This is a genomic window from Methylocaldum sp. RMAD-M (assembly GCF_017832375.1).
Lineage (GTDB): Bacteria > Pseudomonadota > Gammaproteobacteria > Methylococcales > Methylococcaceae > Methylocaldum.
Genome location: NZ_JAFIBZ010000006.1, coordinates 1 through 13,277 on the forward strand (window position 1 = coordinate 1; position 13,277 = coordinate 13,277).

Genomic DNA, 13,277 nt, shown 5'->3' on the forward strand with positions numbered 1-13,277 from the left:
TTGGAAGGGTCGCGACTAAAGCGACCGTTTGCGATTGGGAAGGGATTGCCGACCTACCTATCGGGCTCTCTGACACCGAATCGGAAAATGCTCTAAAGGCGGGAGACGTAGTCGACTACCAACCCGAAAAATACCGCCGCGCCGAACCAATGATTGTTCAGAAATGCTTTGAAGCAGCCGGCGGGATCGCGCTCCCGGATCAGATACTGTTGGTAGGCGGCCAGCCCGGCGGCGACCAAGAGACCGAGAAAATAGGCTATTCCAAGCCCGGATTGCCTTCCCACCGAATAAAGAATCAGCAGCACGAAGACCTGAAGCATTCCGATCAGCACCCGATCCATGTCGCCGAACAGAATGGCGGTGGATTTGACGCCGATCTTGAGATCGTCCTCCCGATCCACCATGGCGTACATCGTGTCGTAAACCAAAGCCCACAGGATGGTGGCGAAGTAAAGTTCCCAGCCGACCCACGGAATGCCGCCCGTCTGGGCCGCGAAAGTCATGGGCACCGCCCAGCCGAAGGCGAGTCCCAGATAGGCTTGCGGAAGATAGGTGTAGCGCTTCATGAACGGATAGGACGCGGCGAGAAAAGCGCCGGGGACCGACAGCGCGATTGTGAGCGGGTTGGTGAGTAGAACCAGGCCGAACGATACCAGGCACAGCACGACGAACAGCCAAAGCGCTTCCTTGGGTGTCACCAGTCCGGCGGCGATCGGACGTAATTTGGTGCGTTTGACGTGGGGGTCGAAGTCGCGGTCGGCGTAGTCATTGATCACGCAGCCCGCCGCCCGCATCAGCACGACGCCGGTGACGATGACGAAGCTCACCAGGACGTCGGGTTTGCCGTTTCCGGCAATCAATAGCGCCCACAGGGCCGGCCAAAGCAGAAGGAAGATGCCGATGGGCTTGTCCAGACGCATCAATCGCCAGTAAAGCTCGAGACGACGGCTGGACAGCCGGAAGGTCGGTTGGTCGATCATAGGCTTGCTTCTCGCTTCAACAGAGAAGGTAGAAAAAACTCGGCTACTAACAGGTTTCCGTGCGCGACGGCGTACAGCGAGCGCCGACCCCAGATTCGGTCGGACGATTCGGCGAAGTCAAGAGCTTTGGAACGTTCCGGTAGCCATTTCGCCCTTTCGACGACGGCCAATTCCAGCCCCAGCCGCTTCAGGTTCGGGTCGGAGAAAAGAATCTCTCCCAGCGGGCGGTTGCCCAAAGAAGCCAGATGGCGCTGAGCGCCGCGGAGAATACTTGCCGGTATGATGCTGCGCGCCACGACCAGGGGCTGTTCGCCGCATTGAAGAGCCACCTCGCGTACCAACGCGACCCGCGAAGGTCTAAGTCTCAGCGCTCTCGATTCGTCGGCAAACGGCCTCAGCCAGTCCTGCTGCAGCACCCGGAGGCGAAAATCGCCGCCGCAAAGGCCGCGAACCCGGCGGGTCAGCGAGCCGGCTTCGAAAAGCCATGGATGGAGCCCTTCGGGGATCTGGCTGCGCTGACTGCTTCCAAGTTGAAACCAGTCCGGTGCTCGGCGGAAAAGTTGGCTGCGTGTCGTCAATGGTCGGTCTCGAGAATAAACCGCGAATTTTAGCAGAGCGCGTGAGTTTTCCTGACCGGCCGGATACATTCATCTGCAAGGAATTGCCTAGCTGCGCCTCTGTTCCGGCGGTTCGGTCGGAGCGGCCGCTTCGGTCGGACAAATCGCTATCTCTATCTCTTCCTTGAACCGCGCATGTGGAGAACATTGTCCACGAAGGTTCCGTCGTCGACTTCCTTCATGAATCGCTCGGCAACATCGACGATCGCTTTGCCAACGTAAGCGTACTGTCTCGAAAACGGCGGCCAGAAATCCCCCAGGCCGATCGCGTCGTTAATGACCAAAACCTGTCCATCGCACGATGCGCCGGCACCGATTCCCACGGTGGGCACCTTGATCGACTGCGTGATGGTCTTCGCCAGGGTTGCCGGTATGTGCTCCAGAACCACCAAGAACGCGCCCGCTTCCGCGATGTCGATCGCTTCGCTCAAGATGCGTTCCGCGTCGCTTTTCTTGCCTCCGACCTGTCGGAAGTCGGAAGCCGTCTGGGGCGTCAATCCGGTATGGCCGACCACGTCGATTCCGTTGGCAACGAGATGAGCGATCACGTCGTACTTCGGACCTTCCAGCTTGATGCTGTCGGCGCCGGCGTCCAGCAGCAGTTTGGCGTTATTCAGGGCCGTGGCCGGATCGCGATCGCTGTTGTATGGAAGATCGCCGATGATATGCGTATTCGGCGCGCCGCGGCGGACGGCGCCGATATGGTATTGCATGTGCTCGATGGTGACATGGCGCGTGCTGTCGAAGCCCATTTCCACCATCCCCACCGTGTCTCCGACCAGGATGACCGGAATCCCCGCTTTTTCGAGAGAGCGGGCTACGGGGGCGGTGTAAGCCGTCAGCATCGGGATCGGCTTTACCGACTTCATTTGTCTCAAGGACTCTGCGTTGAGTTTCATGGCTTTCATCTCCGGTGTGTCGGATTCGTATCTGGCGTCGCAAGCGTTTCGTCAGGGTGCTTAGAGCCTATCCCGGTAGGTCCCAGAACCCTTCGACTCGGCTCAGGACAGACCCTTCGACAAGCCTGTCCTGAGCTAAGTCGAAGGGCTCAGGGCGAACGGCCTGGATAGGCTCTTATCTCGTTGGTCGATTTTCCCTCAAGGCGGGGATAAGATGGGGTTTCGCCACGGCGTATCCGCTTCGGAAGAATGTAATGGCATCTCGAAAAACGTCGATACCCCGTACGGGTAGTCATTCAAGCCCCGGCATATTGCACCGAATGACCGACCCAGCGCCGGATAAGGCGTTCGGCACGGTCGGGGTAATCCCGCAGCAGAATGGCGGCCGTTTGAGCAACGGCATCCAAGAGGTGTCCGTCGCGCGACAAGTCGGCGATGCGGAACTGGACCTGGCCGGTCTGCCGGGTTCCCAGGAGTTCTCCCGGTCCCCGCAATTCCAAGTCTTTTTCGGCGATGACGAAGCCGTCATCGGAGTCCCGCAGGATACCCAAACGTTGTTTGGCGGTTTCCGACAGAGGCGGCTGGTACAGCAAGACGCAATGCGCCTCGCCGGGACCGCGTCCCACCCTCCCGCGCAATTGGTGCAGCTGGGCCAGTCCCAAGCGCTCGGCGTTCTCGATGATCATCAGGCTGGCGTTCGGGACGTCCACGCCGACTTCGATGACGGTGGTGGCCACCAGCAAATCGAAATGCCCTTCCTTGAAGGCTGACATGACGGCTTCCTTTTCGGCGGGTTTCAAACGCCCGTGTATCAGCGCGACGCGAACATCCGGAAGCGCTTCGGCGAGCACGACGGCGGTTTTTTCCGCTGCTTCGCATTGCAATGCCTCGGATTCCTCGATCAGCGTGCAAACCCAGTACACCTGTCTTCCTTTGGACGCCCAGTCGGTGATGCGGGCGATGATTTCAGCCCGGCGACTGGTCGGAATGACCACGGTCTTGACGGGAGTCCGTCCGGGCGGACGCTCGTCGATGACCGATAGATCGAGATCGGCATACCCGAGCATCGCCAAGGTTCTCGGAATCGGTGTGGCGGTCATGATGAGTTGGTGCGGATACAAGCCATCATGCAGACCTTTTTCGCGGAGCGCCAGCCGTTGATGGACGCCGAATCGGTGCTGTTCGTCGATGATGACGATCCCCAGGCGATGAAATGCCACCTGTTCCTGAAATAGGGCGTGGGTGCCGATGACGATGCCGGCTGCGCCGCGACCGATGGCGTCGAGCTTGGCTTTCCGGGCTTCGCCCTTGAGGCGTCCGGACAAGAAGGCGATCTGTATGCCGAAGGGTTCGAGCCACTGCCGAAAACTTCGGAAATGCTGCTCGGCCAAAAGTTCGGTAGGAGCCATGATGCCGACCTGGTAGTTGGACGACAGCGCGGTCAGCGCGGCATGGGCAGCCACCACCGTCTTGCCCGATCCCACGTCGCCTTGGACCAAGCGCATCATGGGACGGTTACCGGATAAATCGGCTTCGATCTCGGCAATCACGCGCTTTTGGGCGGCGGTTAGAGAGAACGGCAGGCTGCGCAGAAACCGGTCCGCCGCCTCCCGATTGATCGCCATAACCGGGGCTCGATGAGCCTGCATCTTGGCCCGGAAGCGCCCGAGGCTCAGATGATGGCTAAGCAGCTCTTCGAAGGCGAGGCGCGAACGGGCGGCGGCGAGTTGCGGCGAAGTTTCGTTGTAGCCGGCGGGCGGCTGATGCAGAAGCCGAAGCGCGTCCATGAGTCGCAACCGGTTCGCCGAAGGGATCAAGGGCTCGGGCAATAAGTCGGGAAGCCGGGTTTCGTCGGCCATGGACAGTGCTTGTGCGGCCAGCCGGCGAATGGCTTTCTGATGGATGCCTTCGGTCAAGGGATAAACCGGCGTCAGCGCGCGCTCGGGAACATCGGTCTCCGTATCGTCGATGAGTTTGTAATCGGGATGGGTCATTTCCAGACCGGCATAACCCGTCCGCACTTCGCCGTAACAGCTCAGCCGCCTGCCGCGGGTTAGCTGCTCGCGCTGTTTCGCCGTGTAATGGAAGAACCGCAGATCGAGAAAGCCTGTGCCGTCGCCGATCCGAACAATCAGCGAGCGACGGCCCTTTGGGAGGATTTCCGCGAGTTCGATCCGGCCTTCCACCAGCGCATGACCGCCGGGTTTCAGATGTCCGATAGCGGTGACGGACGTCCGATCCTCATAACGCAGCGGCAGATGGAAAAGCAAGTCGCTGACGGTCGAAATGCCCAGCTTTTCCAGCCGTTTGAGGGTTTGCGCTCCCGCCCCCCTGAGGGTGGCGACCGGAAGCTCGTCGAGAGAACGGTTTTGCGAAGCCAAATAGTCGCGGGACGCCTATTTCGCCAAAACCATGATCGCGTCCATTTCGACTCCGGCGCCACGCGGCAGGGAGGCCACGCCGATGGCGGCGCGGGCAGGATAGGGCTCGGCGAAATATTCGGCCATGATTTCGTTCACCAGCGGAAAATGGGCGAGATCGGTCAGGAAGACATTCAGTTTGACGACATCCCGAAGGCTGCCTCCGGCCGCCTCGGCCACGGCCTTGAGGTTGTCGAACACGCGGCGGATCTGCACGTCCATGCCGCCTTCGACCAGCGTCATGGTGGCGGGGTCCAGCGGAATCTGGCCGGACAGATAAACCGTGTCGCCGACTTTTACGGCCTGGGAGTAGGTGCCGATCGCTTTGGGAGCCTGGTCAGTCTGAATAATTTGTTTTGCCATGGTTCTGTTTCTTTCTGAGTTCGGACTTTACGCGGGAAATTTTCAAAACGACCGATAATTTTCGCAGTTCTCGCATGACCGAGGCGAGATGGACGCGGTCCTTGACCATCAACGTAATGATGTCGGTGGAAATCTGGCTGTCCTGATTGGAGATCTGGACGTTTTCGATGTTGGCGCGCATGCGGGAGATGGTGGAGGCGACTTTAGCCAGGGTACCGACCTGGTTCATCAGTTCCAGACGGATGACCGCCGGGAAATCGCCGCTGGCTTGTTTGTCCCAGTCCACGTCCAGCCAGTTCATGTGTTTTTTTCTGAGCTCCGAGACGTTCTTGCACTCGGTGAGGTGAACGACGATCCCCTTGCCGGGATTGAAGAATCCGACGATGGGGTCGCCCGGTATCGGGCGGCAGCATTTGGCGAGGTTGACCACCATGCCTTCTGTGCCTTTGATGATCAGAGGCGACAGTGCTGGCAGGTTTTCCTGGTTGGCTGTGGTCTCCGACGTGGCGTCGGCTTGCGCCATTTGGCGGACGACCAGGAAAGGCAAACGGTTGCCGAGCCCGATATCTTCCAGCAAGGCTTCGAGAGACGGCAATTCGAGCGCCTTCAGCAAATCGTCGATCCGCTCCCGCGGAATATCCTCGAAACGTATGTTTTGGGCATCGAATTCCTTTTCCAGCAAACGTTTTCCGAGGGCGACCGCCTCCTGTTTCTTGAAATTCCTGAGATAGCTGCGAATGGCCGCGCGCGCTTTGGCGGTGACGACGAAATTGAGCCACAGCGGATTGGGGCGGGCCCAGGGCGCCGTGATGATCTCGACGGTCTGGCCGTTCTCGAGAACGGTTTGCAGCGGCGCGAGTACCCGGTCGATTCGGGCCGAGACGCAAGTATTGCCGATATCGGTGTGCACGGCGTAAGCGAAGTCGACGATGGTGGCTCCGCGCGGAAGCTTGGTGATCTTGCCCTTGGGGGTGAAGACGTAAACTTCCTGCTGAAACAGGTCGACCTTCAAATTGTCCAGGAATTCCATCGAGTCGCCGGCGCTCTTCTGGATTTCCAGAAGATCTCTCAGCCACTCGTGGGCACGGGTCTGGCTGGTCGAAATCTGTTCATGCTCGCTCTTGTACAGCCAGTGTGCCGCGATGCCGGATTCAGCCAGATGGTGCATGGCGCGGGTGCGGATCTGAATTTCCAGCGGCTGGCCGTAAGGCCCGACCAGCACGGTGTGCAGCGACTGATAGCCGTTGGCCTTGGGCACGGCGATGTAATCCTTGAAGCGGCCAGGCACCGGCTTATAGAGGTTGTGAACTATCCCTAAGGCACGGTAACAATCGTCCACCTCATCTGCGATGATGCGGAAGGCGTAAACGTCGTAGACGCCGGAAAAGGAGACATGCTTGATTCGCATCTTTTGATAGAGACTATAAAGATGCTTCTCCCGTCCGATTACTTCGCAGTTGACCAGCCCGGCGTCCTGCAGTCGTTTCGTGATGGCCGACTCGATGATCGCCACCACCTCCTTACGGTTGCCGCGAGCTTTCTTTACCGACTGTTCCAGCACGCGGTAACGTACCGGATACATGGCGGAGAACCCCAGTTCTTCCAATTCCAGCCGCATCTCGTTCATGCCCAGGCGGTTGGCAATGGGTGCGTAGATGTCCAGGGTCTCGCGGGCGATGCGCCGGCGCCGCGTCGGAGACATTATCCCTAAGGTGCGCATGTTGTGAAGCCGATCCGCCAGTTTGACCATGATCACGCGGAGGTCCTTGACCATCGCGAGCACCATCTTTCGGACATTCTGGGCCTGCGCCTCGGCCCTCGATTTGCAGTCGAGCTGGGTCAGCTTGCTGACGCCGTCGACCAGTTCGGCGACTTCGTCTCCGAATTGTTCTCGCAGTTGCTCCTTGGTGACGGAGGTGTCTTCGATGACGTCGTGCAGAATGGCCGCCATGATGCCTTTTGCGTCCATGCGCATCTCGGCGAGGATGATGGCGACCGAAAGGGGATGGCACACATACGGTTCGCCGGTCAGTCGGAATTGGCCCTCATGCGCGGAAAGGGCAAGCTGATAGGCGCGATAAATTTCCTCGACCTGCGCTCCGTCGAGATAGGCCGAGACTATGCTGCACAGCCTGCGAATAAGCTTTTCATTCGGCAGTTCGGTCACTTCTTTGGGAAGAAGCTGGTTCATGGCAGCCTGCGCTCTTGTATCGGCTCTTCGGCGTTTGAGGTACCGATTCGCCTTACTCGAAATCGTCCTCTTCAAGGTTGCCCATGCCTGCGCCATGCGGATTGGGTACCGGCGGACGCTCGATGGCGAACCGCTCCTGTTTCGCGGCCGCAGTGAGATATTCGCGAGTGATCAAGCCCTGTGCAATTTCCCGAAGTGCCACGACGGTCGATTTATCGTTTTCCCACGGCACCTTGGCATCGTCCGGATGGCGGGACAATTGGCGGGCTCTCTTGGTTGCCAGCAAAACCAACTGAAAACGATTGTCGACGTGTTCCAGACAGTCTTCGACGGTTACTCTTGCCATGTTTGCTGTATCCTCGATTTAGAGTCGTTTTGAATGAAAAATTTAATAAAAACAAATAGTTTATGGAACCCTTTTACCCTAAAAGCAAGGTTCTTGTACAGAACACCCGCTTTTCAAAGCGGAATCCGATCCATCGGGCGTTTTGGTCGAAGGATTCTTAATCCAGACCGCCAACGCGGCTGGAAGGTTCAGATCGCCCAAAAAACAAGGCGCGAAGGACAGCTTCGGCCGCTCTCCTTCGCGCCGTGAACTCGAAGAACTATTTTGCCCGTTCCTGCAACATCGCTACGGCGGGAAGCATCTTGCCCTCCAGGAATTCCAGGAAAGCTCCGCCCCCGGTCGAGGTATATGATACCCGATCGCCGATGCCGTATTTTTCGATCGCCGCGAGCGTATCGCCGCCACCGGCGATGGAAAAACCCTTGGTTTCCGCAATAGCCATGGCTACGGTGCGGGTGCCTTCGCCGAACTGGTCGATCTCGAATACGCCCACCGGCCCGTTCCAGACGATGGTTCCGGCCGCTTTGATCATTTCCGCATAACGCGCCGCGGTTTCCGGCCCGATATCGAGGATCAAATCGTCCTCGGCTACTTTGCTGACTTTTTTAATCGTGGCTGTCGCCGAATCGGAGAATTCTTTCGCGCAAACCACATCGGTCGGTACCGGAATCTCCGCGCCTTCCGCTTTCGCTTGTTCCATCAAGCGTTTGGCTTCGGGAATCAGGTCGGCTTCATACAAGGACTTGCCCACCGGATGACCTGCCGCAGCGATGAACGTGTTGGCGATGCCGCCGCCGACGATGAGTTGGTCCACTTTGGCGGCCAAAGAGTCGAGCACCGTCAGCTTGGTGGAAACCTTGGAGCCGCCGACGATCGCCAAAAGCGGGCGCTCCGGGTTTTCCAGAGCCTTGCCGAGAGCGTCGAGCTCGGCAGCGAGCAGGAGGCCGGCACAGGTTTCTGTCGCGAAACGGCCTACGCCGTGGGTTGACGCTTCGGCGCGGTGCGCGGTGCCGAAGGCGTCCATCACGTAGATATCGCAGAGAGCGGCCATTTTCTTGGCCAACGCTTCGTCGTCTTTTTTCTCACCCTTGTTGAATCGGACGTTTTCGCATAAAACGACCTCCCGCGGGTGCATGTCGACGCCGTTCAGCCAGTCTTTCACCAGGGGCACTTTGCGTCCGAGCAGCCAGGTCATGCGATCGGCCACGGGTTTCAGAGAGAATTCGTCGGTGTATATGCCTTCGGTCGGCCGCCCCAGATGGGACATGACCATGACCCTGGCGCCGGCTCTCAAGCAATGTTCGATCGTGGGCAAACTGGCGCGGATGCGGGTGTCGCTGGTGACTTTGCCGTTCTTGACGGGAACGTTCAGATCCGCGCGGATCAGAACGCGCTTGCCGGCGAGATCGAGATCGGTGATTCGCTTGAAAGCGAGGGGCTTCTTCTTAGCGGCCTTCTTAGCGGTCTTTTTGGGTATCGATGGCTGCTCCCGCCATTTGATCGAGCAGCCCATGCTCGGGATTTGCTTCTTCGGACCCTTGCCGGTCTCCGCAACTTGTTTCATGGCGTCGAACAGCTCGCGCCTGACGTCCGGCGGGGCGGTTTCCTTGCGGCTGGCGTCCAGCCGTCCGCGGTACTGCAACTCCAGATCCTTGTTATAGCCGAAGAAGTCCGGGGTGCAGACGGCGCCGTAGGCCTTGGCCACTTCCTGAGTTTCGTCGTACAGGTACGGAAAGGGATAGCCGAGTTGCTCCGCGACGATTTTCATGTTTTCGAAGGAGTCTTCGGGATAATCGGCCGGGTCGTTGGACATGATGGCCACGGCGTTGATGCCGTGTTCCTTGAGCTCTTTGACGTCCCGCACGATGCGGTCCTGCACGGCCTTCACATAAGGACAGTGGTTGCAGATGAACATCACCAAAAGGCCGTTGGGGCCTTTGCACTTTTCCAGAGTCCAGATTTGCCCATCCACGCCAGGCAGAGCGAAATTGTGTGCCTTTTTTCCGAAATCACAAACCGGGGTTTCTGTGCGCGCCATGGAGATCTTCCTTCTTATACGTTATAAGTGAAAATCGATGAAAATGGCTGAAATCATAACAAAGAAATCGAATCCAGTCGTCCGCTTACCGTCCCGCGAATGTCGGGAAGGGCGGCTCCGGTGCTCCTGGAAGGATCGGTTCGACGCTCCAATCGCAAACGGCCTGGCCGGGAGCGCCGGTCAGCCCCTTCCCCGGATGACCGTTTGCGATTGGAAGGGTTGCGGCTAAGGCAACCGTTTGCGATTGGAAGGGTCGCGACTAAAGCGACCGTTTGCGATTGGGAAGGATTCCGGACCTACTCGGTGACGCAGAGCTCGTAGGCCGACAAACCCGCCGCCATGCTGAATCGTTCGTTAAAGCCAGGCGCCGACGAGAAGGAGTACGCCCAAAGCGCCGGCTATTCCGGCGACGGTCAGCGAGGCGGCGGAGCCGGACAGGACGGCCGCGCTGATGACAAGGGCGCCGCCGGTGATTCCGGTCAGCGTGCGCCGCCGGTTCTGGGTGATTTCCCGATGGATCTGTTCGAGTTCCCGCGACTGGAAAGTCACCGTCAGCTTTCCGGTTGCCGCGTTTTCCAGCATCCGATGGATCAGCATAGGCATCTCGGGCCAGCTTTCCGCCCATTCCGGAAGCTGCGACTGGATTTTTCTCAGGCCGGCTTTGGGTCCCATTTCGTCCTTGAACCAACGTTCCAGAAATGGTTTGGCGGTCTGCCAAAGATCGAGGTCCGGATAGAGGTCGCGCCCGAGTCCTTCGATATTCAGCAGGGTTTTTTGGAGCAGCACCAGTTGCGGCTGCACTTCCATATCGAAGCGGCGGGCCACCTGGAACAGCCGCAATAACAAATGGCCGTAGGAGATGTCCTTTAACGGTTTTTCGAAGATCGGTTCGCTCACGGCGCGTACGGCGGACTCGAATTCCTCGACGCGGGTGGTTTTGGGAATCCATCCCGATTCGATATGCATCTCCGCGACACGGCGGTAGTCGCGGTTGAAAAAGGCCAGAAGATTTTCGGCGACGTAACGCTTGTCTTCCCGTGAAATGCTCCCAACGATGCCGAAGTCGACGGCAATGTACTGAGCGGGCGGCGTGACGAAGATATTGCCGGGGTGCATGTCGGCATGGAAGAAGCTGTCCCGCAGCACCTGCGTGAAGAAGATTTCCACTCCTCGTTCCGCCAGAAGCTTGAAATCGACGCCTTCGCGTTTCAAGGTTTCCACGTCGCCGACCGGAATGCCCGATATGCGTTCCATGACCAAGACCTGCCGCCGCGTGTACGGCCAATAGACCTTGGGAATGTAAAGTATCTCGGAATCCTCGAAACGGCGCCGCATCTCGGCGGCATTGGCCGCTTCACGGACCAGATCGAGTTCGTCCAGAATGGTCTTTTCGAATTCGGCGACGACCTCGATCGGCCGAAGACGCTTGGCGTCGCTCCAGAAGCGCTGCGCGAGCCGAGCCAACTCGTACAGCAAGGCGATGTCCGAGCGGATCTGCTTTTCGATGCCGGGTCTAAGCACCTTGACCACTACATCCTGACCGTCGTGCAGCCGCGCGGCGTGTACCTGCGCCACCGAGGCCGAAGCGAGCGGCGTCTCTTCGAATTCGGCGAAAACCAGGCTGACCGGCTGTCCCAATGCCTGCTCGACGATGGCTTTGGCATCGCTGCCGGGGAAAGCCGGCACGCGGTCCTGAAGCTTGATCAATTCTTCGGCGATGTCGTCCGGCAGGAGATCCCGGCGGGTGGACAGGGTTTGGCCGAATTTGACGAAAATGGGACCCAAGTCTTCCAACGTTCGGCGGATCCGAACGCCGCGCGGTTCGTCTTTGGCGCCCAGCCAATAGTTCGGGGAAAGGGTGCCGACAAAGCGGATCGGCCGAAACAGGTGAGTGGCCAGCACCAATTCGTCCAGGCCGTGACGCACCAGCACGCGTTGAATGTGCAGCAAACGCCGGATCTGTTTCGGTCGAATCACGGGCGAGATGTTCCTAGGCAGCGGATTCGGAAGACGAGGAATCAGACGGCAGCGAGCACCGAAGCCGCTCTATCCGGGCTTTGAGGCGGTCGAAATCGGCGCGAAGCCGGTCGACTTCGGCGTAAAAGGCGTCAGCCTCGAATTGCGCCGGCAATTCCCGGCTTTCTTCCTGCCAATATTCAGCAAGATCGAGTCTTAAGGTGTTCAGGGAATCTTTGGTCCAACCGAGCCCCGAGCGAACAAGGTCGAAGCAGGCGGAGGCGAAGGCTCGGCCGGTATATTGGGCAAGGTGGGCCTCCCAGTCGACGTCCAGCTTCTCGAACAGCGCCTGGAAGCGGCGCGCCGTGTCCATGTCGCCGTCGATTTCGATGTCGCCGGAAGAGAGGAGTTGCCTGGCCGGTTCGCCGAACCTGAGCTTGGCAAAGGCCGGAATCGAACCGGCCAGAGTAACGTCCGGCCGGCCGCCGAAATCGCCGAGAATTTGTACGTCCGAATCGGTCGGGCAGAAATAAATCGACAGCTCGAACGGATGCAGTCGAAGCTCGATGACTTTGCCCGCGATCGGGGCCAGTAGTTCTCTGTTGCCTGAATCCAGGCTCAAATAGTGCGCGACCGCACGCTCCAGCGCTTCGGCAAGAATACCGGCCAACACCGGATGACGAGCCATCACGGTCAGACCTTATAGCCCCGGTGGACGGCGACGACGCCGTGGGTCAGGTTGAAGTATTCACAACGTTCAAAACCGGCTTCGAGCATCAGCTGCTTGAGCTTTTCCTGGTTGGGATGCATCCGGATGGACTCGGCCAGATATTTGTAGCTTTCGGCATCGTTGGCAATGAATTTGCCGAGCATCGGCAGGACCTTGAACGAGTAGAGATCGTAGACCTTTTTGAACAGATCCCCCTGCGCTTCGGAGAATTCCAGGATGATCGCCCGCCCGCCCGGCTTCAAGACGCGGTGAATCGAGCGAAGCGCGACCTCCTTGTGGGTTACGTTGCGTAGACCGAACGCGATGCAGACGCAATCGAAATAATTGTCCGGGAACGGCAGCTTTTCGGCGTCGATCTGCGCATAGCTGACGTTGTCGACCACGCCCTCGTCGATCAGCCGGTCGCGGCCGCGCTTCAACATCTCGGCATTGATGTCGGAAAGAACGACACGGCCGTTCGGACCGACCCGTTTCTGGAAGAGAGACGTCATGTCTCCGGTGCCGCCTGCAAGATCCAGAACCTTTTCGCCGGAGCGCACGTGGCTCAGCTGCAGGGCGATCCGTTTCCAAATCCGGTGAATACCCAAAGACATGAGATCGTTCATGACGTCGTACTTGCCCGCGACCGAGTCGAATACGGCCTTGACCATTCTGGCCTTTTCGTTCGCGGGAACCTCACGGAAGCCGAAGTGGGTGGTTTTTTGATCGTTCATTCGTAAGTGGCCGGATGGTTTCTT

At 58.8% G+C, this 13,277-nt stretch carries 11 protein-coding genes and 1 pseudogene; all 12 read right to left on the reverse strand.

Going from position 1 to position 13,277, the window contains the following annotated elements; genetic code table 11:
• Positions 1 to 92: 92 nt before the first annotated feature.
• Entirely contained in the window at positions 93 to 980 is an 888-nt protein-coding gene (ubiA, locus tag JOD69_RS07940) for a 4-hydroxybenzoate octaprenyltransferase (RefSeq protein WP_077728841.1), read from the reverse strand.
• Positions 977 to 1,558: a chorismate lyase gene (locus JOD69_RS07945; RefSeq protein WP_240502407.1), complete on the reverse strand. Its 582-nt coding sequence runs from the start codon at positions 1,556 to 1,558 to the stop codon at positions 977 to 979. Before JOD69_RS07945 ends, ubiA begins: the two co-directional genes overlap by 4 nt.
• Before the next feature lie 152 nt (positions 1,559 to 1,710).
• Positions 1,711 to 2,496: a 3-methyl-2-oxobutanoate hydroxymethyltransferase gene (panB, locus tag JOD69_RS07950; protein WP_077728843.1), complete on the reverse strand. Its 786-nt coding sequence runs from the start codon at positions 2,494 to 2,496 to the stop codon at positions 1,711 to 1,713.
• A gap of 296 nt (positions 2,497 to 2,792) precedes the next feature.
• Positions 2,793 to 4,877: an ATP-dependent DNA helicase RecG gene (recG, locus tag JOD69_RS07955; protein ID WP_086134569.1), complete on the reverse strand. Its 2,085-nt coding sequence runs from the start codon at positions 4,875 to 4,877 to the stop codon at positions 2,793 to 2,795.
• Between the two features lie 15 nt (positions 4,878 to 4,892).
• Complete coding sequence (locus tag JOD69_RS07960; RefSeq protein WP_086134568.1) at positions 4,893 to 5,279, reverse strand: RidA family protein; 387 nt, start codon at positions 5,277 to 5,279, stop codon at positions 4,893 to 4,895.
• Positions 5,254 to 7,470 (reverse strand): RelA/SpoT family protein, encoded by a 2,217-nt coding sequence (locus tag JOD69_RS07965; RefSeq protein WP_077728846.1) that lies wholly within the window; start codon positions 7,468 to 7,470, stop codon positions 5,254 to 5,256. Before JOD69_RS07965 ends, JOD69_RS07960 begins: the two co-directional genes overlap by 26 nt.
• Positions 7,471 to 7,522: 52 nt before the next feature.
• The gene (gene rpoZ / locus JOD69_RS07970) at positions 7,523 to 7,816 is read right to left on the reverse strand and encodes a DNA-directed RNA polymerase subunit omega (RefSeq protein WP_077728847.1); all 294 of its coding nucleotides are present in this window, start codon (positions 7,814 to 7,816) and stop codon (positions 7,523 to 7,525) included.
• Between the two features lie 259 nt (positions 7,817 to 8,075).
• On the reverse strand, positions 8,076 to 9,293 hold the full coding sequence (locus JOD69_RS07975; protein WP_240502418.1) for a phosphoglycerate kinase: 1,218 nt from the start codon (positions 9,291 to 9,293) through the stop codon (positions 8,076 to 8,078).
• Positions 9,294 to 9,440: 147 nt separating this feature from the next.
• Positions 9,441 to 9,854, reverse strand: a pseudogene (locus tag JOD69_RS07980) (thioredoxin family protein); the annotation flags it as partial.
• 354 nt (positions 9,855 to 10,208) lie between these two features.
• A complete protein-coding gene (ubiB, locus tag JOD69_RS07985; RefSeq protein ID WP_077728849.1) occupies positions 10,209 to 11,831 on the reverse strand; it encodes a ubiquinone biosynthesis regulatory protein kinase UbiB in 1,623 nt (540 codons plus the stop codon).
• 13 nt (positions 11,832 to 11,844) lie between these two features.
• Entirely contained in the window at positions 11,845 to 12,498 is a 654-nt protein-coding gene (locus JOD69_RS07990) for an SCP2 sterol-binding domain-containing protein (RefSeq protein ID WP_077728850.1), read from the reverse strand.
• 5 nt (positions 12,499 to 12,503) lie between these two features.
• The gene (gene ubiE, locus JOD69_RS07995) at positions 12,504 to 13,253 is read right to left on the reverse strand and encodes a bifunctional demethylmenaquinone methyltransferase/2-methoxy-6-polyprenyl-1,4-benzoquinol methylase UbiE (protein WP_077728851.1); all 750 of its coding nucleotides are present in this window, start codon (positions 13,251 to 13,253) and stop codon (positions 12,504 to 12,506) included.
• Positions 13,254 to 13,277: the final 24 nt, after the last annotated feature.